This window comes from Halomonas sp. DP8Y7-3 (assembly GCF_019801675.1).
Lineage (GTDB): Bacteria > Pseudomonadota > Gammaproteobacteria > Pseudomonadales > Halomonadaceae > Halomonas > Halomonas litopenaei_A.
In genome coordinates this window covers 76,122-96,793 of record NZ_JAHVIO010000008.1, presented here as the reverse complement: position 1 = coordinate 96,793, position 20,672 = coordinate 76,122, and the positions used below count along the sequence as shown (strand labels likewise).

General features: G+C 63.8%; 18 protein-coding genes. 5 read left to right on the top strand and 13 right to left on the bottom strand.

All coding sequences use genetic code 11. The annotated features are described in order from the left end of the window. The first annotated feature begins 62 nt into the window (after positions 1–62). The 3 genes from KUV86_RS09535 to KUV86_RS09525 are packed head-to-tail and all read left to right on the top strand — an operon-like array spanning position 63 to position 5,148. Positions 63–545 (top strand): DUF1289 domain-containing protein, encoded by a 483-nt coding sequence (locus tag KUV86_RS09535; protein WP_261397598.1) that lies wholly within the window; start codon positions 63–65, stop codon positions 543–545. 26 nt (positions 546–571) lie between these two features. Next, positions 572–1,204, top strand: a complete 633-nt coding sequence (locus tag KUV86_RS09530; protein ID WP_222163172.1) for a tRNA-(ms[2]io[6]A)-hydroxylase — start codon at positions 572–574, stop codon at positions 1,202–1,204. Between the two features lie 32 nt (positions 1,205–1,236). After that, positions 1,237–5,148: an AAA family ATPase gene (locus KUV86_RS09525; RefSeq protein WP_206938206.1), complete on the top strand. Its 3,912-nt coding sequence runs from the start codon at positions 1,237–1,239 to the stop codon at positions 5,146–5,148. Between the two features lie 174 nt (positions 5,149–5,322). Here KUV86_RS09525 and KUV86_RS09520 read toward each other — a convergent pair whose 3' ends face one another. The 4 genes from KUV86_RS09520 to queC are packed head-to-tail and all read right to left on the bottom strand — an operon-like array spanning position 5,323 to position 7,853. Beyond that, entirely contained in the window at positions 5,323–5,625 is a 303-nt protein-coding gene (locus tag KUV86_RS09520) for a YkgJ family cysteine cluster protein (RefSeq protein WP_315900980.1), read from the bottom strand. A 29-nt stretch (positions 5,626–5,654) separates the two neighbouring features. Next, positions 5,655–6,494 (bottom strand): 6-carboxytetrahydropterin synthase, encoded by an 840-nt coding sequence (locus tag KUV86_RS09515; RefSeq protein ID WP_222484619.1) that lies wholly within the window; start codon positions 6,492–6,494, stop codon positions 5,655–5,657. After that, positions 6,494–7,144 carry a 7-carboxy-7-deazaguanine synthase gene (queE, locus tag KUV86_RS09510; RefSeq protein WP_222163176.1) on the bottom strand — a complete coding sequence of 217 codons (651 nt, stop codon included), beginning with the start codon at positions 7,142–7,144 and terminating at the stop codon, positions 6,494–6,496. The genes KUV86_RS09515 and queE overlap by 1 nt, the downstream gene beginning before the upstream one ends. After that, complete coding sequence (gene queC / locus KUV86_RS09505) at positions 7,137–7,853, bottom strand: 7-cyano-7-deazaguanine synthase QueC (protein ID WP_222484617.1); 717 nt, start codon at positions 7,851–7,853, stop codon at positions 7,137–7,139. Before queC ends, queE begins: the two co-directional genes overlap by 8 nt. Before the next feature lie 480 nt (positions 7,854–8,333). Between queC and yegQ the strand changes: the two genes are divergently transcribed. Together yegQ and KUV86_RS09495 are read left to right on the top strand one after the other, a co-directional pair. Continuing rightward, positions 8,334–9,686: a tRNA 5-hydroxyuridine modification protein YegQ gene (yegQ, locus tag KUV86_RS09500; protein WP_222484615.1), complete on the top strand. Its 1,353-nt coding sequence runs from the start codon at positions 8,334–8,336 to the stop codon at positions 9,684–9,686. Between the two features lie 208 nt (positions 9,687–9,894). Beyond that, positions 9,895–10,305, top strand: a complete 411-nt coding sequence (locus tag KUV86_RS09495; protein WP_222484614.1) for an SRPBCC family protein — start codon at positions 9,895–9,897, stop codon at positions 10,303–10,305. Between the two features lie 2 nt (positions 10,306–10,307). Here KUV86_RS09495 and KUV86_RS09490 read toward each other — a convergent pair whose 3' ends face one another. The 9 genes from KUV86_RS09490 to KUV86_RS09450 all read right to left on the bottom strand — a co-directional run bounded on the left by KUV86_RS09490 (position 10,308) and on the right by KUV86_RS09450 (position 20,666). Next, positions 10,308–11,810, bottom strand: coding sequence for a GGDEF domain-containing protein (locus KUV86_RS09490; protein ID WP_261397603.1), 1,503 nt, complete (start codon positions 11,808–11,810; stop codon positions 10,308–10,310). A gap of 168 nt (positions 11,811–11,978) precedes the next feature. Beyond that, positions 11,979–12,215 (bottom strand): DUF2789 domain-containing protein, encoded by a 237-nt coding sequence (locus tag KUV86_RS09485; RefSeq protein WP_206938244.1) that lies wholly within the window; start codon positions 12,213–12,215, stop codon positions 11,979–11,981. A 95-nt stretch (positions 12,216–12,310) separates the two neighbouring features. Further along, entirely contained in the window at positions 12,311–13,357 is a 1,047-nt protein-coding gene (locus KUV86_RS09480; protein WP_222484612.1) for an asparaginase, read from the bottom strand. Between the two features lie 53 nt (positions 13,358–13,410). Then, entirely contained in the window at positions 13,411–14,634 is a 1,224-nt protein-coding gene (locus tag KUV86_RS09475) for an MFS transporter (protein ID WP_261397597.1), read from the bottom strand. 78 nt (positions 14,635–14,712) lie between these two features. Then, positions 14,713–15,213, bottom strand: a complete 501-nt coding sequence (locus KUV86_RS09470) for a hypothetical protein (RefSeq protein WP_222163182.1) — start codon at positions 15,211–15,213, stop codon at positions 14,713–14,715. 88 nt (positions 15,214–15,301) lie between these two features. Next, the gene (locus KUV86_RS09465) at positions 15,302–16,672 is read right to left on the bottom strand and encodes a DEAD/DEAH box helicase (RefSeq protein ID WP_222163183.1); all 1,371 of its coding nucleotides are present in this window, start codon (positions 16,670–16,672) and stop codon (positions 15,302–15,304) included. 201 nt (positions 16,673–16,873) lie between these two features. Next, complete coding sequence (locus KUV86_RS09460; protein ID WP_206938266.1) at positions 16,874–17,458, bottom strand: membrane integrity-associated transporter subunit PqiC; 585 nt, start codon at positions 17,456–17,458, stop codon at positions 16,874–16,876. Between the two features lie 77 nt (positions 17,459–17,535). Next, the gene (gene pqiB, locus KUV86_RS09455; RefSeq protein ID WP_206938275.1) at positions 17,536–19,224 is read right to left on the bottom strand and encodes an intermembrane transport protein PqiB; all 1,689 of its coding nucleotides are present in this window, start codon (positions 19,222–19,224) and stop codon (positions 17,536–17,538) included. Beyond that, positions 19,221–20,666, bottom strand: coding sequence for a paraquat-inducible protein A (locus KUV86_RS09450; RefSeq protein WP_315900978.1), 1,446 nt, complete (start codon positions 20,664–20,666; stop codon positions 19,221–19,223). Before KUV86_RS09450 ends, pqiB begins: the two co-directional genes overlap by 4 nt. Positions 20,667–20,672: the final 6 nt, after the last annotated feature.

The window sequence follows — 20,672 nt, the reverse complement described above, 5'->3', positions numbered from 1 at the left end:
TTGGTCGCCGAGGGCATCGCCGAGCCAGTTCAGGGGTGTGTCTCGGCGGTGCAGGCGTTACCATGTCGCCGATTCAAGAGACGGGAACGGGCGGTGCATCAATGACGGGAGCAGTGCTGTCTCCTTGCGTCGGGCTATGTTCCACCACGCTGGGGGATGACGTTTGTCGAGGCTGTCAGCGCCATCGCGACGAAATTCGCGACTGGTTTGCCATGCCCGCAGAGGAACGTCAGCGGCGCATGAACGAACTCGATGCCTTGCGCCAGCAGCAAGCGTCGGTGCTGATCGACGTATTCGATGAAGCCCGGCTCGAGCAGCAGATGCGTCGACATCGCATCCGTTTTCGCGCGTCACAGCCGGCGTTGTCCCGCGCCGTCGAGCTGTTACGCGTCGGTCGAGAGCGCATTGGCGTGCTCGACGCCTATGGCCTCAGTCCGCGCCCCGGCGCGCCTGCGTCGGCGGCCGAGTTGTACGCAGTGCTGAGCGACGCCTTGAATGGCGCCGCCGCTTCCCGTCGTCAGCGCGATTCCCAGGCAGGTCGCTGACCTGCCCACTACTGGATGTTTTCTGCATGAACAGTCCTGTCAGCACCGAGCATGACGCCTCCTTGCCTGTCGAACTTCTCGAGTTTCTGCCCTGTGAGACGCCTGCATCATGGGTTCAATGGGCCCTCGATAACGAAACCCTGCTGTTGATCGATCACGCTCAATGCGAGAAGAAGGCGGCCTCGACCGCCATGAGCCTGATGTACCGTTATGTCGATCACACCGAGCTGCTGACCAAGATGTCGCAGCTGGCGCGGGAGGAACTCCTGCACTTCGAGCAGGTGGTCAAGATCATGAAGACGAGAGGCATTGAATATCGTCACCTCAGTGCTTCGCGCTACGCTGAGGGGCTCAGAGAACTGGTCAGAAAAGATGAGCCTGATAGGCTTGTAGATATACTGATCGTGGGTGCCTTGATCGAAGCGCGCAGCTGTGAACGGTTCGCACGACTGATTCCGCATCTTGATGAGGAGCTTGCCAAGTTCTACCGAGGTCTGGTTAAGTCGGAGGGACGTCACTTCGAGGATTACATCAGTCTGGCCCGCCAGCTGACCGACGCGCCGATAGAAACGCGTATTGCGGAGTTCAAGGCCCGCGAAGAGCAACTAGTGACGACCCCGGACGTCGCCTTTCGTTTTCACAGCGGTGTACCGGCCTGACGCCGAGTGCATCGCCACGCAGGGACACCATCATGCGGGACGCCCAACACGATGCTTCCCAGATAATCGACCAGGATCACCTGGCACTCTTCGGGCACTTTTCCCTGAGCCTGGGAGACGATGTCCTCGTTCAATTCAGCTACGACAAGGTCAAGGCATTACTGGTGTATCTGCTGCTGCATCAGCAGCCGGTCAACCGCGCCACACTGGCAGAACTGCTGTGGCCCGATCAGGGCCTGTCATCAGGCAGGACCAATCTGCGTCATGCACTGCACTGCCTGAGACAGTCTCTGGGGGATGAGGCCGACAAGGTGCTGACCGTGTCGCGCCAGACCATTGCCTTCCAGCTGCCGTCCCAGTGGGGCTTCGATGTACATGGCTTGCAGCGTTTGCTCGAGGGCAAGCGCGATATCGACACCCTCAAGACGATTCTTGAGCTGTATCGCGGAGATCTTGTCGAAGAGCTGCAGCTACCTGCCTGTCCTGACTTTCAGCGCTGGCTGATTCAGGTGCGTAACGAGTGGCGTCAGCGCGTCATCCGCTTTGCTGAAGACGTGCTGGACCAGGAGGGCGAAGCGCCTGATCAACTGCTGCAGGATCTGGTCAGCCGTTTCTCAGGCTACGCACCGTTTCACGAGCGACTGGTTCGCCAGCTGGCCGAGCAGGGTCAGATGGCGGCCGCTCACGAGCAGTACAACAGCTTCCTGCAGCTGCTGGCGCTGTCCGGCCAGCAGCCTGACCCCGGCTTCCTGCAGCTGGCCGCCTATTGGTCAGACAGCCAGGCCGATAGTGGTTCGCTGTCGCCCAAGGGAGCGTTCTCACGCACCTTGTCGGTGGACAGTCCACCTCTCAGTGAAGACGAAGTCGAGCATCGTCAGCTGTCCGTCATGGCAATCCGCCTGAGCCTGCAAGGCGACATGGGCAGCCGCGCGGAGACCCGTGCCTGCCTGGCGCTGCAGATCGAGCTGATGCGTTGGCTGGAAAAGCAATGTCATCACCTGGGTGGGTTCTGGCTGCCCGGTGCGACCGGCGGCCTGGGGCTTGCCTGTTTCGGTACCCATGGCCCGGCCCACCAGCTGGCTGAACTGGTTGCGCTGTACGAGCACTGCCGTCGGCTGCTGGATGAAGAATGCCAGCGCCATTGGACGGGCGAGGGCAGTGTACCGACCATCGAGCTGGCCGCCGGGTTGAACAGTGGCCAAGTGGTATACCTTCCAGCACGTCATCTGGTAGATCCGCTTGGCCAGGTGACCCAGGGGGCACTGAATTTGATGAGTGCCGCCGAGGGCAGCGAGCTGGTCATCTCCCAGGAGGCCAGTCAGCACATGCCTCCTGCACTGGACCTCCAGCCTCGGTTGTTTTCTCGGTTGGTCGCCAGCGATGGCCGGGTGCGCCTGCGGGCGCTGGTGCTGGGCAGCAACGAAGGCGGGCGCGACGCCATGCCACCCAGCCTGGTGGGCCGTGAGAATGCGCTGCGCATGTTGCGTGATGCCCTGGCGAGGGCAGGCATTGGCCTGCGCCAGAGCGTGCTGGTCAAAGGGCCATCCGGTCTCGGAAAGTCGGCCCTGCTGGTAGGTTTCCGTCACCTGGAGCAGAGCCGTGACGCGACGATCTGCTGGCAACCAAATACCCGCATGTCGGTTCAGGAACCCTATGGAGTGGCGCGTCAGCTGCTGCGCTGGCACCTAGGGGGTGAGCTCGATGCCGAGGGGTTAAGCGGACTGGTCGAGCGCCTGGGGCTGGGTGAACTTGACGACAACGACCGGCAATGGCTGGAAGAGGCCATGGGCATCCGGGATGCCCAGGAGAGCACCTTGCTGGCCAAGAGCAGCGAGGCGGTGGAAGCCGTCGTCTCCCTGTTGCACGGCCTGGTGCTTGAGCTGTCGCAGGATCGGCCGCTGGTCCTGATGATCGATGACCTGCAATGGGTCGACGAGCCCTCCTTCAAGGTGCTGGCCGGACTGCAGGCCCGCCTTCCGATCAACTGCCCGCTGCTGTTGATCGCCAGTCATCATGGACGTGAGTCACTCCCGACTCGCCTGCATTGGGACCAGCAGATCACGCTGGGCCGTCTTGATGCGATGCAGTCGTCGCGGCTGCTGACTCAGCTGGCTCGACGTTATCGGCTGCACCTGTCACCGCGCTTGCGAGGTCAGATCATCGAGCGCTGTGATGGGGTGCCGCTGTACCTGCAGGAGATCTGTCGCCGCCTCGATATGGATCGACGTGAAGGCCGTAGCGTTCAGCTTGATGAGCTTCCCCACGGATTGCTGGGTCTTCTGACCAGCCGGATTGATCAGCTGGACGTGGATCGTGAAGTTGCCCACGTGGCCGCCGTGCTGGGGCGTAACTTCCGTTTCGACTTTCTGGCCGAATGCAGCGGTTGGGAGCCCGATCGTCTGGGCAAGGCGCTGGAGGAAATGCGCCGGCTGGAGATCATCGAGATCGCTGACGGTGAAGCGGGCGCAAAGCAGTATCAGTTTACCCATCAGCTGCTCCACGAAGCCGCCTATCTATCCTGTCCCCGGGATGTGCGAGTCGACATGCATCGCCGCGTCGTGCAGTTGATCGAAGAACGCTTCCCGATGTGGATCAGCCGCCACCCCGGCGATTTCGCGATGCACTTGCGGCGCAGCGGACATTACGCGCGGGGTGCTCGCTACTTTGAACTGGCGGCACGAGAGGCCCTCAAGGTCAGCGCCAATCGCACGGCACTGAAAATGGCCGATGCGGGACTCGCGAGCCTGCGTCAGGTTGAACGACAGGCCGAGCGAGAAATCAGCCTGCTGACGGTCCGAGGTCAAGCCGCCTTTGCACTGGAGGGACACGGTTCTCCCACTGCCCACGAGAGTTTCGTCAAGGCCAGGGAGCTTCTGACCGAGTGCACCACGGATCTTGAGGACGAGGACGATCTCGAGCAGGCCTTCCTGGTCAAGTGGGGGCTATGGGTGGGCTGCAGTCAGCGCAACGCCCATGCCGATGCCTTCCTGCTGGCGTCACGTCTGAACGATCTGGCGGTGCGGCTGGAGGATCCCCGCTATCAACGGCTGGCAGACTACGCCGGCGCTAATTGCGAGTATTGGGCGGGGCGCATTCGTCAGGCCTATGACCACCTCGAGGAACTGGATCCACTCAATAACCCGATGATGATCGAGTGGCTGCCGTTCTCCGATCATCCTCAGGTGGCGGCGGCCTGCTTCCAGGGCTGGACGCTGTGCCTGAGGGGTGACTATCAGCGGGCTGAGCGACACGTGGAATCGGCGATCCGACTGGCGGAAGAGATTCATCACCCTGGTAGCCTGGCGATGGCATTGATGTACGCCGCCGCCTTGTACCGCCAGCTGGGCCATGTGCACGAGGCCGCCCATCGCGCGCAGCGCGCGTTCGAGTTGACCGGAAGCTCCGATCTGCATCTGTGGCAGGTGTCCTCGCGGGCGGTGGTTGGCTGGCAGCGTGCGCTGGCGGGCAGCCGTGACGGCTTGCAACAGCTTCAGGCCGCCCACGAGGAACTGGCCGAGATCACTGGGCGAGATCCTTGCCAGCGTCCCAACTTCTGGTATGTGGACGCCTGCCTGGCCATGGGGGAACTGGAACAGGCCGAGGACTATCTCGACCAGTGCCTGCTGCTGGCCAGAGAACGCGCGACCCTGTTCGTTCCGGAGCTGGCCATTCAGTTGGCGCGGGTGAGGCGCCAGATCGGCCGTGATCTCGACTCGGTGCGCACCTTGGCCGAGCTGGCGAGACAGCAGGCCAAGCGCGACGGCAACCTGCATCAGCAGCTCTGTGCGCTGGAACTCTGGTTGAGCCACGTCGACGGCAATGATGATGCCGCCCACGATGAGTTCCGTCAGCTGTTGGCCCAGGTCTCGCTGAGTGACGCCCCGGTGCTGATTCGCTGGCGCGCCTTGCTGGATCGGCGAGTATCGCAGACTAGCGGAGCCTGATCTGCCCATCACGAGCGTTAGTGTTCTGGAGGGCCGTGACGCTTTTTTCGAAACGTCTCAAGGGCCCCAGTAGTAGGGCCCAGTGGCCAAGACTCCGACAGGCTAACCTGTTGGGGTCTTGTCGTCATAGAGCAGGGCGTGAGTCGTCCTGTAGTGTGGCGGAGGGGGTGCTGCTCACGTCATCTGCTCCAGAGCCGTGATGCGCTCAAGCGCTTCATCGCGATGGGTACCGCAGAGGTCGGCATCAAAGTCGAAGCGTGCGCATACCGCTGGGCGTTCGGGCGAACCAAACAGCTTGCACAGGTGATCGCTGTCGAGCTGGACGCAGCGCACGCCGGCCGGTTTTCCCTCAGGCATGCCCGGTATCGGCGAGCTGATCGACGGGGCGATGCAACAGGCGCCACACCCCGGCCGACAGCCGAGGTGGTCAGATGCCTGGGCTTCTGTCGCTGGTGATGCCGCCGCGGCGACGGCAATCAGCTTGTCCGTGGACCTCATCGTCATGATCAGTGGGGGGCCTTGGCCGTGGCGGTGGCACCCTTGTCCACGCCCTCGTAGGCGCGCACCCAGGTATCAATACCCGTGTCCCGTGCAACGTGTTCGGCCAGCCACATGGCGATTCGTTCGACGGTGGTCGCGCCAGGCAGGCAGCGGCAGCGTTCCCGGGGCAGCCGCAGCTGGAAGCGCCCCTGGGGTGCCTGATAGGCGCTGACCAGGGCGTCACCTTCTACGCAGACCAAGTCATGCTCGTCCACCAGGTAGCTGCCATCCAGCCAGCGTGCATAGTGCTCCTCAAGTCCAGGCTGGCGACTGCCGCGCTGGATGATCTCGAGCCGCGAACGATGGCCGTGGGCAATGCGCTGACAGTTCCCGGCGTGGCGCCTGAGGCCGTGGCTGTAGGTATAGGCGGCGCCGTCAATTGACTCATCGCTCAGGCATAGCTCGATGTGCTCGACCCGCTCTGGCGGATGGCGCAGCAGTTGGCGCGACAGATGCTCGGCCATGGCAGTCTTGGTGATTCGTGGCCAGGGCAACAGGGTAAACGCCTGTCGTGGGCCGCGGACTTCCATGGGGTAGGGCGATGAGGTACGCACACACAGTCCCTCACGGCACTCACTGACCTCTACCCCCGGAGCTTGCGTAGGCACCAGCAGTGTATGGTCGGCACCGCTATCAAGGCGTGACTTGATCCATGGCTTGACCTCGCCGAAGTCAAACAGCATGCCATCCTCACCCAATTCACCGTCGAGGGTGGCATCCACTTGCCAGCTGGCCCCGATCAGACCACGGTCCGGGCACCACAGCGACACGTCGAGGTGCGTCAGTCGTCGTACAAAGAGTGCCATCAGTCGATTCCTGCGATCTTGTGGGTTTGCAGCGACAGCCGCCAGCGTGGATGAGCCATGCAGTGGGCGACGGTGGCTTGCAGTGGCGTGGCAGGCGCATCGCTGGCGACCAGCGAGGTGTCCATTGGCTGCAGCAGAAAGTGATCGAACTGCATCGCTTCAAAGGCCTCCGGCGGCGCCTCGGCCTGGGGAAAGACCAGCTTCAGCTCGTCACCATGGCGCTGCGCCAGCGGGGCGGCGCCCTTGGGACTGACGCACAGCCAGTCGATGCCCTCCGGGGCCGGAAGTGTGCCGTTGGTTTCGACGCCGATCTCGAAGCCCGCCCTGTGCATGGCCTCGATCAGCGGTGTGTCGAGCTGCAGCAAGGGCTCCCCTCCGGTAAACACCACGTAGGGAATGACTCGGGAATCGCTGTGGGGCCAGAGTGAGGCGAGGTGAGCGGTCAGCGCCTCTGCAGTGGAAAATTTGCCACCGTTCTGACCGTCCGTGCCGACGAAATCGGTATCGCAGAAGTGGCATTGTGCGCTCGCGCGGTCCTGCTCACGACCGGACCACAGGTTGCAGCCAGTAAAGCGACAGAACACGCTAGCCCGCCCGGCCTGTACGCCTTCGCCCTGCAAGGTATAGAAGGCTTCCTTGACGCTATACATCCTGCGTGGCTCCAACCGCCGGTTGGGCGTCTTCTGCTGCAGCAGTATAGGCCAGTGGATCCGTCACTCCCTGGGCCGCGAAGGCGGCGAGGCGCTCACGGCAGCTGCCACAGCGGCCACAGGCCAGTGGGCGTCCCTCGTAGCAGGTCCAGGTGTGGCGATAGTCCAGGCCCATGGCAAGCCCATCGGCGAGGATGTCGCTCTTGCTGGCATCGAGGTAGGGCGCGTGTATGGCCACCGGGGAGAAGTTGGCGATGGCGGCCACGTCGTTCATCTTGTGCACGAATTCCGGGCGACAGTCGGGGTAGAGCACGTGATCACCGCCATGAGCCCCGTAGTCCACGCGGCTGGCGCCAATATTCACCGCCTTGGCGATGGCCAGTGATAGCAACACCATATTGCGGTTCGGGACCACCGTGGCACTCAGGTTGTCGTCGGCGTAGTCCCCGTCGGGCATGGCGCGGGCCGCATTGGTCAAGGCGGAGTTGTCGATCAAGCCGTGGATGGCGGTGATGTCGACCACTTGATGGGGAATCTTCAATTCCTGGCACACCTGCCGCGCCACCTCGAGTTCACGGGCGTGACGCTGCCCATAATCGAAGGACAGGGCATGTACCTTGAGGCCCTCGCGAAGGGCGCGATGAAGAACGGTATAGGAATCCATGCCACCGGAGTAGATCACCACGGTGGTGGCGGGAGTAGGGCTCATGCTGAATATCTCGAGTCGGAGAATTTGGGGGAGGCGACTCGCTGTCGCCAGGGGCCGGGGTCCGGTCCGGCTAGATGCCATGGGCAATGTCGCTGTCTGACTTGAGTGGCTTAAAGGCTTAAGTCGTTTAAGTGCTTAAGTTGCTTAAGTGCATTGGCGGCTCAAGTGTCAGCGAGACACGCCGGCGCTGGAGCATTCTCTCGCCAGCACCTGCCTGTGGCGCCGCATAGGGTACCGAAAGGTGGGGAACAAGGCCAGGCACCTTTGATGCCGATCATTTGCGCCTCGTCAATATCGCACGTTCCCTGGCATGGCATGCTGCCGGGCCCGCACTGCGGTGTCTGAGCTGTGATGTCTAAGCTGCGGCGTCTGCGCTGTGGTGTCTGAGCTTTAGAAGGAAGCAGGATGTCCAGCCAGTCTTGGCTAGACATACGCTCCGCCGTGTTGCCTTGACCATTACCCCTGACGAGAATCGCCACCATGCATGCCCCTGAACTGCTGTCCCCGGCCGGCACCTATCGCCATATGCGCTTCGCCTTTGCCTACGGTGCGGATGCGGTCTACGCGGGCCAGCCCCGCTATTCGCTGCGGGTGCGCAACAACGACTTTGGCTTGGATAATCTGCTGCGTGGTATCGAACACGCCCGCAGCCGGGGCAAACGCTTTTACGTGGCATCCAACATCGCCCCGCATAACGCCAAGCTGCGAACCTACCTCGATGACATGGCGCCGATTGTCGAGGCGTCACCCGACGCGCTGATCATGTCCGATCCAGGCCTGATCATGATGGTGCGGGAGCGCTGGCCCGAACAGCCCATTCACCTGTCGGTGCAGGCTAACGTGGTCAACCACGCGGCGGCCCGGTTCTGGCAGGCCCAGGGGATATCCCGGATCATCCTGTCACGGGAGCTGTCCCTCGAGGAAATCGCCGAGATTCGCGCCGAGTGTCCGAGTCTCGACATCGAGACCTTTGTTCACGGGGCGCTGTGCATCGCCTACTCAGGTCGCTGCCTGTTGTCCGGTTACTTCAATCGTCGAGACCCCAACCAGGGGACCTGCACCAATGCCTGCCGCTGGCAGTACCAGACTCACGCGGCCACCACGGATGACTGTGGCGACCTGGTATCCACCAGCGCTCAGCCGTCGGTGTTGATCGAGGACCCGCAGCGCTCGGGGGAGCTGATGCCGGTCCATGAGGACGAGCACGGCAGCTACATCATGAATTCCAAGGACTTGCGAGCGGTGCAGCACGTGGCAAGGCTAGTCGAGATGGGCGTCAGCTCGCTGAAGATCGAAGGACGCACCAAGTCTCCCTATTACGTTGCCCGCACCGCCCAGGTCTATCGTCGTGCCATCGACGATGCCGTGGCGGGACGGCCGTTCGACAGGCGACTGATGGATGAGCTCGAGAACCTCGCCAATCGCGGCTATACAGAAGGCTTCTACCGCCGTCACGTACACGACGAGTATCAGAACTACGAGCGCGGGCACTCGATTGGCGTGCACCAGCAGTTTGTGGGAGAGGTGCTGGGCATGGAGCGTGAAGGGTGGCTCGAGGTTGCCGTCAAGAACCGCTTCGAAGTCGGGGATGGGGTGGAGTTGATGCTGCCGACCGGCAATCGGCGCTTTACCCTAAAGGCAATGATGTCGTCCAGCGGTCGTCCCCTGGAGGTGGCGCCTGGCGACGGGCACCGCGTGCGCCTGGCGTTGGAGGGCGAGTCATTGAGCGCTGCGGCGCGCAGCCAGGAGGCACTTGGCTTTGGGCTGCTGCTGAGGGATCTTCCCGCTGCTCGCCAGGGTGCCGTACCTTTACAGGAAGACGTACAACCCTGATGCTGGGGCTTGTACGAAAAGTGCCTGCGCTTGGTGATACGGCGTTAAAAATCAACTTAAAATGCTCATTTACACCTCGTAAACTGCGCTTTCTCACCGATTTTTGCCTTGTCTAACCTTCGCTCGTCGACTTTTCGGACAAAGCCTCGGGCTCAAGTGGCGCCACGGATCGAGCGGGCGCCGGGACTTTCTGGCTCAGGATGCTGCCATGGCCACCATTGAACATAGCGCTGTTCTCGCCGCGCCACCGGAGCGGGTGTTCGCCCTGCTCGAGAACGTCGAGGACTTCGCCGATTACTCCGACCTGATCACCTCGATCGAAGCCTTGGGAGATGATCGTTACCGCTGGCACGTTCACGCGGTGGCGATGGACTGGACCTTCGATGTTCAGGTGACCGAGAAGTCGGCACCGTACCGGCTGGCGTGGCAATCGGTCGATGGGGTCAGCAATGAGGGGCGTTATGACCTTGAGCGCGTGGAAGAGGGCACCCGGGTCAGCCTGACCATCGATTATCGGATACGCAATCGCCTTCTCGAGAAGGCGGTCAACCGAGCCGCCAAGCCGCTGGTCAGCAAGGTCAGCGCCCAGATCCTCGAGCGTGTCGAGGCTCGCCTGTGACGTCAGATCTGCTCCTCGACCCCCTGGTCGCTGGCCTCGCTGTCGTGCTGGATGCGGGCGCGCCCTGACGCCTTGGCACCGTACATCTGCTTGTCGGCTGCGGCGATCAGAGCCGCTGCATCGGTGCGCGGCATCTCGGGTAGCCACTGCGCGACGCCGATCGATGCGGTGACCTGCAGCGGCCGCTGTTCCACGCTGGCCATCGGTTGTCGAGCCAGCCATTGCTCGATGCGTCGTGCGACCTCAAGTGCGCCGGACGCTGGCGTGCCCGCGAGGGCGATCACGAACTCTTCGCCACCGTAGCGCGCGGCAAGGTCGTTGGCCCTGACGGCATCGCGCAGCGTGGCGGCTACGTTGACCAGCACGATATCGCCGATGCGGTGGCCATACTGGTCATTCAGCTGCTTGAAGTGGTCAAGATCGATAAACAGAAGCGACAGTGGACGATTCGTGGAGTAGGCTTCATGCAGCATGGTGCCGAGGCGTTGCTCCAGGGCGGCTCGGTTGGCAAGTCCCGTCAGCGCATCCGTGGTCGCCTTTACGTCCAGGGCCTCGTTGTCACGCTTGAGCGCGGTCAGCTGGGTTTCACGATGATGCAGCTGTTCGACCAGGTGGAGCGTCAGTCCATGCAGCTGCTGTTTCCCGGCGAGCAGCAGGCGTTCAATGTCCTCTTCTGGTGACAACAGTGCGGCCAGGAAGCCGGGGAGGGTGCCCATGGCGTCGTCGAGCTGTCGGGTCAGCACCAGCTGCGTCTCATCGGCCAGGCCCGTGGTCAGCCTGAACCGGTGCAGACTGGCATCGATCGCCGCGCTATCGCCTGCCAGGCAATGACGGGATAGGTCATTGGCCAGGCGCAGGCAGCAGACGTCCAGCCAATGGGTCGTCATCTCGTTATCGACATCTTCCTCGAGCCTTGCCAGCACGGCGTGGGGCAGCTGCCAGCGTTCGACCAGCCAGCGTGAAGCCTGCTCGCGGGTGCAGCCCAATGCCGTGCGCTCGATGGACTGGCGCTGGCCCTTGTCGTCGGCCTCGGCGATCAGCGCAAAATAGTCAGGATCGACCCCGTGCAGGACCAGCACCCCGATGTCCTGAAGCAGTGCCTGGGTGGTCAGTTCCGTGACATGTTCCGGCCGCAGCACTGTGGCAATGGCTCGGGTCAGATGGGTCGTTGCCAGGGTCTGGCGCCAGTAGTCCTTCAAGGGGCCGCGGACGGCGTCACGAACCAGCGTGAAGCCGAGCAGGGCGGTCAGGGTGCCATCGATACCCAGTCGCGCCACGGCGTCGGCATGACAGCTCAGCGGTTTGCCGCCCCGGCGGTAGTACGGGCAATTGGCCAGCTTGAGCAGCTGCAGGCACAGGGCCGGGTCCTTGGCGACGAGCTCGACAAAATCTGTCAGTGGGGCGTCATGATCGTTGGCCAATGTCAGCAGTTCACCCACGACGGAGGGGAGCGACGGCAGTCGCTGTGCAGTTTCAAGTCGTGCTTCGATATCCGGAGAAAGCATGCTCACAGGGGCGCCGAGTCAAGTTCGTTGAAGGGGATAGTACCACCCAGGCATGCCCCTTCTGCGGGAGCAGTGCCTGTGGGATGAATGACAGATGATGGCGGTTCCATGACCGCCATCGCTGTCCCGTTGGCCACTACCAAGGCCGAATGCCGGGGGTGATGAGCGTCACGGTTTGCGCAGCGACGCATTCAGGTGATCGACGACCTCGGCCCAGTCCGCGTCCGCCTCGATGGCTTCGCGCAGGAACTCGGCTTGGCCTTCGTTCCAGCAGGCGGCATCCGGTAGCTCGACATCCTCGGGGATTGGCGCGTTGCGGTCGATGAAGCGCTTGATCGCCTCGGGTTCCGATGCCAGTCCCAGCTGTTCGAACAATTCACTGAACGGGTGATCCGGGTGTTCCATGGACGTCTCCTCATCCTCACGGTTCTCCCTAACCTTACTCCATCGTTCTCGTTGGGGAAGACCATGAGCACAAAAAAGTTGTCACGGTCTGCCCTTCAGCCGCGCTCGCCTACCAGCGGCGTGCGGAACAGCTCGCGCCGTTGGGCAGAGTCGAGAGGGAGAGACAGCAAATGGACGAGCTTGGTGAAGGCCGCCTCCGGGGTCATGTCATCCCCTGAGACCACCTCCGCCGCCGCCAGCAGCTGACCGGCGGCGTAGTGACCGATAGCGATGGTCCCCTGAGGGCACTGGCTGATGGCCACCAGCAACTTGCCTTGGCCGCTGGCTTCAGCAAGCACCGCGCCGAGCTGCGGATCGTCAGGCATATTGCCGCCTCCCCACACCTCCAGCAGGGCGCCTTCGACTCTGTCATCATCCAGCCAGGCCGCCAGCTGCCAGGGGCGAATGCCCGGCCACATCGGAATGCGCACGACCTTGTCGCCAAGCCCACGGTAGTCGCCGAGCTCGAACCGCGGGGCGCCGCGCTGCACGGCATCAAGACCGCGTGCCTCATGCAGCTGCCAATGGCCGGAGACGCATTCGCCGAGGAGCGGTGCATTGGGGCTGGTGAAGGCGTCGCTGTCACGAGCGTGCCATTTACGGCTGCGGCAGCCGCGCAGCAGCTTGCCGGCGAAGCACACGGCCACTTCCTGCAGCTGAGGCATCGCGGCGAAGCCGAGCGCGTCCACCAGGTTGTCCAGTGCATCGCTCTCGGCGGCGGCCAGCGGCGCCATGGAGCCGGTCACCACCACTGGCCGGTCGATTCCTTGCAACTGGAAGGCCAGGCTCGAGGCCGTCCAGGCCAGGGTGTCGGTTCCGTGCAGCACCACGATGCCGCGATAGGCCAGGTAGTGGTCGGCCACCAGCCGGGCGAGCGCTGCCCAGTCTTCCGGCTGAGCGCTGCTCGAATCGATGGGTGTGGCCACCTCCAGCCACTCGAAGGCGGGCAATGAGGCGCGCCGCTGCGCTGGCAGCTCGTCGACGGCACGGCGGACCCTGGCCTCCATATCGGGGCCAGGAGCAAGGCCATGGGGCGTATTGACCATACCGATGGTGCCGCCGGTATAGATGACCAGTACCGCTGCGTCGTGCTGGGAGTTCATGTGGCGATGTCCTAAGTGTGAAACGGTGAAACGAGGCCTGCAGGCCATGTCATCTAGCGACGGCGAGATGCCTGTCGGGTGATGACGGTGCCGTTGTCATCGAAGGTCAGCTGGCGCTGGCGCCCGGCCAGCCAGGCACAGCAGGCGGCGGCCGCCGCGATACCCATCAACACGTAGGCCACCACGCTGATTGGAGCCTGGTGGTCCAGCAGGATGCCAATGCTCAGGGGGCCAAGTGACGCGAGGGCATAGCCGCCACCCTGGGCCAGCCCTGACAGGCGTCCCGCCAGGCGGGCGTCGGCAGTGCGCAACACGATCAAGGTCAGTGCCAGGCTGAAGTTGCCGCCTTGTCCAAGGCCCAACAGCAGTGCGCCCAGATAGCGCAGCGAGGTATCCGCCATCAGCAGCACCCATAGCCCACTGGCGGTGGCGCCCATCACCAGCAGCAGCGCAGGCCGTTGATCACGCCCGAAGCGTGCCAGCCACGGTGCCAGTAACGCCGAAATCAGCTGGACCATGACCGACATGCCCATCAGCAGGCCAGCCTCGGCCTCGCCGATGCCACGTTGCATCAACAGGGTCGGCAGCCAGCCGAACACGATGTAGGCCAGTGAGGATTGGGTCCCCATCAGCAGGGCGACCTGCCAGGCCAGCGGCTGGCGTAGCAGTCCCTTGGTCATGCCGGTTCCCACGTCCGCGCGGGCGCCTGGTGTGGCTGGCGTGCGCGGCATGTAACGTTCCCAGGCGATCAGCGCCGCCACCGCCAGCAGGGCCCAGGCGGCAAGGCTGCGCGTCCAGTCGCCCAGCAGACCCGTCAGCGGAATCGCCAGGCCTGCACCAAGCGCGCCGCCCAGGCAGAGGGCCATGGTATAGACACCCGTCATCAGGTCCGCCCCCCGAGGCAGCTCCCGCTTGACCAGTGCCGGCAGCAGCGCTCCGCTCACGCCAATGCCCGCGCCGACCATCAGGGTGCCGGCGAACAGCGCAACGGGGGAGCCCAGGCCACGCAGCAGCAGACCGGCGGCGATGACCCCCAGGCCGATGGACAGCGCACGTTCGGGGCCGTGTTGGCGAGACAGGCGGGGGGCCAGCGGCGCGAACAGACCGAGGCACAGCACGGGCAGGGTGGTCAGGGCACCGATGGCGGTGGGGGACAGACTGGTGTCCTGCTGTACTCGCGACAGCAGTGGTGCCAGTGAAGACAGCGCGGGCCTGAGGTTGAGGCCGACCAGAACCATCAGCAGAAGAAAGCGCCAGGGCAGCGACGAGGCCTTCATGAGAACTCCTGAAAGATGGCCGACGTGCAGGAGAGCCCGCCAGCGAGGGGCGGCAACCCCTCACTGGCGGCCTTTAATTTACTTCAGGAAGCGGCGAAGGTCGCCACGCACCTGGTCATTGAAGGTCAGAAACTGGCTGTGGCGGTCACCGTCGATGCCGTCGATACGCACTGCCGTGGCCATGCCCTTGTCGACCAGCAGCTGGTCGTAGATTTCCAGCGTGACCTTTTCTACCGGGGTCTCTCCGGGGGCCTGTTGACCATTCTCGAGGCGGAAGGTCTCCAGCAGGCTGGCGCGCACGCGGGTCGCTCCACCCTCGGACAGCACACGCCGGACGAACAGCCAGCCTTCGCAGGCCAGGGCGACACCGTCGTGGTTGCGCAGGTACAGGGTGCGGTAGCAGGCACCTTGCTCGGCGGCCTTGTCGGCCATGCTGCGATAGGCCTCGGTCATACGATTGGCGCTGACCCTGGCCTCATCTATCTTGGCCTGAGCGCCACGGTGTTCGCTGTCGAGCTGTGCCTGCTTCTGGAAGGCCCGGAAGCGCCGATATTCCTTGATCAGTTCTGGGGTAGCCATGTCGCGTTCCTGCTCAGGTGGGAGAGGCGCTTGAGCGCCCCTCCGTTTCAGTGGCATAGGTTCAGTAGCGTGCGTTCAGTCGCGTCGCCTAGGCCTGGCCTTGGCGGTTGCCTTGTCCACCGCGGCGGCGCCTGCGGCGAGCGGGCTGGTCGCTGGCATTGCGGTTGTGGCTGTTACCATTGTCGCTACGCTGGCCGCCGTTGCGCTGGTTGCCGCCGCCATTACCGCTGTTACCGCCACCGCTGTTTCTGCTGGTGTTGCCACCTCGGCGCTGACCGCCGCCACGGCGATTGCGCCCGTTCTCGATGGGTTCCGGCTTGGCGTTGGGGTCCGGTTCGAAGCCGGGCTCGATGCGCTTCTCGAGGTCACGCTTGATCAGCCGCTCGATGTTCTTCAGCAGGCCATGCTCGTCGACACACACCAACGATACCGCCTGGCCTTCGTTGCCGGCACGGCCGGTGCGGCCAATCCGGTGGACGTAGTCTTCGGCCACATTGGGCAGCTCGAAGTTGACGACGTGGGGCAGTTCATCGATATCCAGCCCACGCGCTGCTATGTCGGTGGCCACGAGCACTTGCAGATCACCCGACTTGAAGGCGCCCAGGGCGCGGGTTCGGGCTGACTGGCTCTTGTTGCCGTGGATCGCCATGGCGGTGATGTTGCGCTTGTCCAGATGCTCTGCCAGGCGGTTGGCGCCGTGCTTGGTGCGGGTGAACACCAGTACCTGGTACCAGCGATGACTCTCGATCAAATGGGCAAGCAGCTCGCGCTTGCGCTCACGATCCACCCGGTAGACCGCCTGATCCACCGTCTCGGCGGTGGTATTGCGGCGGGCGACCTCGATCATCTCGGGGCGGTCCAGCAGCTTGTCCGCCAGCGCCTGGATCTCGCTGGAGAAGGTGGCCGAGAACAGCAGGTTCTGGCGCTTCTCCGGCAGCAGCTTGAGCACGCGGCGAATGTCGTGGATGAAGCCCATGTCGAGCATGCGGTCGGCTTCATCGAGCACCAGGATTTCCACCTGGGACAGGTTGACGTGGCCCTGCTGATGCAGATCGAGCAGGCGACCCGGTGTCGCCACCAGCACGTCCAGGCCCGGGCGAATGGCGTCGATCTGCGGCTGCTGGCCGACACCGCCGAAGATGACGTGATGGGTCAGTGACAGGTGCTTGCCGTAATCGCGGACGCTTTCCCCGACCTGAGCGGCCAGTTCCCGTGTGGGTGTCAGCACCAGGGCCCGTATCTGGCGCTTGGCGGGGCGGGGGCCTTCGGCCAGGCGCTGGAGCATGGGTAGGGTGAAGCCTGCTGTCTTGCCGGTGCCGGTCTGGGCACTGGCCAGCAGGTCGCCGCCCTTCAGCACCGCGGGGATCGCTTGGCGCTGAATGGGCGTCGGGGTGTCATAGCCCTGTGCCTCGACGGCACGGAGCAATTCGGCACGCAGGCCGAGATCGGAAAAACTCATGCAAACTCCAACACGCACGCACTCGCAGGACGCCAACTGACGGCTGGCGCCGGTCCCGGACAAGGCGTGGGATAAATTCGGCGGGGGACCCCCCGTCACCGTTGCCGGCATGATGCCAGATTTGTTGCGCCAGCGCACCGGCAACCGCCCTTCCAGCGGTCGTCGGTGGTGATGCAGGGGGCGGGTATCAGGCGCTGACCGTCAGGATGCTTGGCGAACCCGAGCGGCGATGGTGTCAGCAACGCCGTCCCAGGTGCGGCCAAGGGCGCGCACCAGAGCGGCATATCCGTCGCTGTCCAGCGGCTCTCTAGCTTCAAAGCTGTCGCTGTCGATGACCTGGCGTCGGGCATCGCGCAGCAGCCACTGCCCGGAGGTCACCGCGTAGCCATCGTAGTGCCCCTGGAAGCGGTCGATACTGAGCTCCAGGGTCATGGCGCCCTCTGCCGGTCCGCTCGACAACAGCACTCGGCGTCCCGTCAGCCGGTCGGCAAGACGATCACGCAATCCGCGCTCCAGCTGTTGCACCAGGGGGGCGGCCCATTGGTGACTCTTGGCCTGATTGAGGGAGATATCGTCGACCTGCAGGACCACGCCCTCGGCCTCAAGATAATTGGCCAGGCGCGGAGGAGCCACCACCAGTGGAGTATCGCTGGAGGAGGGGATTCGCGCGTCCTGGCTGCCTGCATCGGCGGGCAGCACGTACTGGGTGACCGGTGTCTCGGCGGTGGCGCAGCCACCCAGCCAAAGTGCCAGCAGGGGAACACAGAGGTGTCTGATTGGCCTCATGGAGAACTCCTTTCCGTTGAGGTCAGTGATGTCATCACATTCGCTGGCCCGGGCCGGCATGGCCCGGGCCGCCTGAGTCAGCGCGGTGCCCGCGGAATCGGGTCTTCCGTCTGGATACTGTCGAACAGCAGGGCCCTTGGGTCATCGCTGATCTTGCGCGCCGCTGGCTGCAGGTCGCGAACCAGGCGCTCGACTTCGTTCAGCGTGCGGGTCAGGTCCTGGTAGGCACTGGACTCCGGTGACAGGCCGCTCAAGGTCTGGCGCAGCTCGTCCAGGGTCTGGTTGATGTTGCCCGGCAGACCCTGGGTCTCCGGGTTATCCAGCAGGCTGTTCATGCTCTGCACCAGCGTGCGGGCCTGGGTCAGCATGGCTTCCGACACTTGCAGGTTGCGGTCCAGCCCCGACAGGATCGGCTCGATCTCGAGACGATTGAGCTTGTCGAGCAGCGCCGTGACCTGCGCCTGAATCTGCGCCAGGCCCGCCGAGGCGGTGGGGAAGACGGGGCGGTCGGCAAAGCTCTCCGCCACGTACTGGCCACGTAGCTCTTCGTCGATCTTGAGGTCCACGAACAGGGCACCGGTCAGCAGGCTGCCGCTCTTCAGGGTGGCGCGCATGCCGCGCTCGAACAGACGGTTGAAGCGTTCGCGCCATTCCTCCAGGTCAAGGTCATTAGCACCGATGCCAAGGCGCTGTGGCTCGATTCGGATCAGCACCGGAATGGCCAGGCGCTCACGCCCGGGAGGCTGCTTGGCGGTAAAGTTCCAGGGCACCGCGGCCACGGTGCCGATGCGCACGCCACGGAATTCGACCGGGGCGCCACGGGACAGACCGCGGACGGTGTCCTCGTTGAGCAGTACGAACTCCAGGTAGCGGTTGAAGGTACCCTGACGCGCCGCCTCCTCGTCGGCATACAGCTCGAAGGTGGCGTCTTCCTCGGCCTCGGGGCCGGCAGGAATGTCATCTGGCACACCGAAGGTCACGCCGCCGCCGAGCAGGGCCTCAAGGGATTCGACTTTCACCTGGAAGCCTTCGGAGCCCAGGCTTACGTCGATGCCGCTGGTACCCCAGAAGCGGGTGTTCTCGGTGACCAGGGTGTCGTAGGGGCTTTCGATGAAGATACGGTGATGCATGCTCTGGGTCGAGACATCGAATTCGGCCTTCTCCACGCGACCTACGCTGAAGCCTTGAAAGGTGACGGCGTCGCCCACGCTAAGTGAGTTGCCGACCTGGCTGACCAGGTTCAGGCGCAGCCCCTCGGCGCCTGGCGGCGCGACCGGAGGTTCATCGCTGACGTCGAAGTCCCGGGCATCGACCTCGCTGCGCCCCGGCTCCAGCTGAATATAGGCGCCGGACAGTACGGTCCCAAGACCGCTGATGCCCTCGCGGCCGATACGCGGCTTGACCACCCAGAAGTGGGTGTCCTCGACCAGCATCTGCTCGGCCTGGGGCTCCATCTGGGCGGTGATCTCGACGCCGGACAGGTCTTCGCTGAGGGAGACGGATGTCACCTTGCCGACCTCGACGTTACGGGTCTTGATCAGCGTCTTGCCGGCTTCAATGCCGTCGGCCGTGGGCAGATGCAGCGAAATCTGAGGGCCACGGCTGGCATAGTTGTCATAGACCAGCCAGCCGCCGATCAGCAGTGCCACGAAGGGCACTATCCATACCGGCGACAGGCGTTTCTGCTGGGTCGGTGCGGCACGGTGCATGTCCTGGTCCGGCGGCACTTGATGATCTTCCGGGTGGCGCGAATCGGCGTCACTCATGATGTGCTTCCTTGTTCGTCCTGCGTATGGCGTGTCATCGATGGAGGCGTTTCTTCACCATCCTCGGCGGGATGGTGGATGGCGTCGGTGGGATGGTGGCTGGCCGGTGTATAAGGGGCATGCGTCTTGCTGTCGCCATCCCATAGCAGACGTGGATCAAAGCTCATCGCGGCCAGCATCGTCACGATCACGACGCCGCCGAAGGCCAGCGACGCCGGGCCCGGGTCCACTGACATCAAGGCGCCTGCCCTGATCAGGGCGACCAGGATCGACACCACGAACACGTCAACCATCGACCAGCGTCCGATCAGCTCCGTCAGACGATACAGCCGAGCGCGAACCACGGAACGCATATTAGGTGCCCTTGGCGCGACCAGGCACAGCCACACCAGCGCCAGCAGCTTGCCGATGGGAACGATCACGCTGGCCACGAAGATCACCAGGGCGACAGGCCAGGAGCCGTGACTGACCAGGTAGATCACCCCGCCGATGATGGTCTGAGGTTCCGCCGAGCCGAGACTGGTGGTGTACATGATCGGGTAGACATTGGCCGGAATGTACAGCACCGCTGCGGTCAGTAGAAGAGCCCAGGTGGTCTGCAGACTGCGCGGGCGCCTGGCGTGAAGCTTCTCGCCGCAGCGTCGGCAGCGACCGTGGCCGTGCCGATCCAGCCGATTGATCAAACCGCAGGTGTGGCAGCCCGTCAGACCCTGGGAGGCCGCAGTGGCGCCGGTGCGAGTGCCTTCCGGCGCCAGCGGCTCCCCGGTCAGCGAAAACCACAGCCAGTCCTGATCCAGCGACAGGGTGGTGGCCAACAGCAGCACGGCGTAGATGATGAAGGCCCAGAACGACACTCCGAGCGTGATCTCGGCAAGCCCCGCCACCTTGATCAGCGCGACCATGGTGCCGACGATAAAGACGTCGGCCATCAGCCATGGGGCGATGTGAGACAGTCCCCGTGCCAGCGTGCGACTGTAAGGCAGCCGACGAGGCAGCGTCAGGCTGAGCTGAAGATAGACGACGGTGATCAGATAGAGAGCGGGCAGCACGATGATCGACATCAGCACCATCATGGCGACGATCGGCTGATGATGCTCGAGCATCTGGGTCGCCGTCTGAGCGACCTCGATCTCATTGCCGACGCCCTTGGCACGAAAGCCGATGAACGGGAAGGCCAGGGCCGCCGCCATGGCCACCAAGGCGCTGATCGCCAGCGCCAGACTGCGCTGTGCGGGGAAGGCATGGCGCTTGACCAGATCATGGCCACAGCGTACACAGTCGGCTTCTTCACCGGGGCTCAGCGGGGGGAGTGCCATCACCCAGTCACACTCGTGGCAGGCGCGCAGACGCCGGCGCGACTTGACGTGTGCCTCGGGTGGAAGATGCTGGGTGACGGATGTCTGGCGCAGCCGATCAATATGGCCGCGAAGGGATGTAGGCACGGTCGT

Bases quoted from the DNA above. Each gene is read 5' to 3' on its own strand.
- yegQ (WP_222484615.1), top strand. From the start codon at position 8,334: ATGCATGCCCCTGAACTGCTGTCCCCGGCCGGCACCTATCGCCATATG.
- KUV86_RS09495 (WP_222484614.1), top strand. From the start codon at position 9,895: ATGGCCACCATTGAACATAGCGCTGTTCTCGCCGCGCCACCGGAGCGG.
- KUV86_RS09475 (WP_261397597.1), bottom strand. From the start codon at position 14,634: ATGAAGGCCTCGTCGCTGCCCTGGCGCTTTCTTCTGCTGATGGTTCTG.
- KUV86_RS09485 (WP_206938244.1), bottom strand. From the start codon at position 12,215: ATGGAACACCCGGATCACCCGTTCAGTGAATTGTTCGAACAGCTGGGA.
- KUV86_RS09530 (WP_222163172.1), top strand. From the start codon at position 572: ATGAACAGTCCTGTCAGCACCGAGCATGACGCCTCCTTGCCTGTCGAA.
- KUV86_RS09535 (WP_261397598.1), top strand. From the start codon at position 63: ATGTCGCCGATTCAAGAGACGGGAACGGGCGGTGCATCAATGACGGGA.
- KUV86_RS09460 (WP_206938266.1), bottom strand. From the start codon at position 17,458: ATGAGGCCAATCAGACACCTCTGTGTTCCCCTGCTGGCACTTTGGCTG.
- queE (WP_222163176.1), bottom strand. From the start codon at position 7,144: ATGTATAGCGTCAAGGAAGCCTTCTATACCTTGCAGGGCGAAGGCGTA.
- KUV86_RS09525 (WP_206938206.1), top strand. From the start codon at position 1,237: ATGCGGGACGCCCAACACGATGCTTCCCAGATAATCGACCAGGATCAC.
- queC (WP_222484617.1), bottom strand. From the start codon at position 7,853: ATGAGCCCTACTCCCGCCACCACCGTGGTGATCTACTCCGGTGGCATG.
- KUV86_RS09515 (WP_222484619.1), bottom strand. From the start codon at position 6,494: ATGGCACTCTTTGTACGACGACTGACGCACCTCGACGTGTCGCTGTGG.
- KUV86_RS09490 (WP_261397603.1), bottom strand. From the start codon at position 11,810: ATGCTTTCTCCGGATATCGAAGCACGACTTGAAACTGCACAGCGACTG.
- KUV86_RS09470 (WP_222163182.1), bottom strand. From the start codon at position 15,213: ATGGCTACCCCAGAACTGATCAAGGAATATCGGCGCTTCCGGGCCTTC.
- pqiB (WP_206938275.1), bottom strand. From the start codon at position 19,224: ATGAGTGACGCCGATTCGCGCCACCCGGAAGATCATCAAGTGCCGCCG.
- KUV86_RS09480 (WP_222484612.1), bottom strand. From the start codon at position 13,357: ATGAACTCCCAGCACGACGCAGCGGTACTGGTCATCTATACCGGCGGC.
- KUV86_RS09465 (WP_222163183.1), bottom strand. From the start codon at position 16,672: ATGAGTTTTTCCGATCTCGGCCTGCGTGCCGAATTGCTCCGTGCCGTC.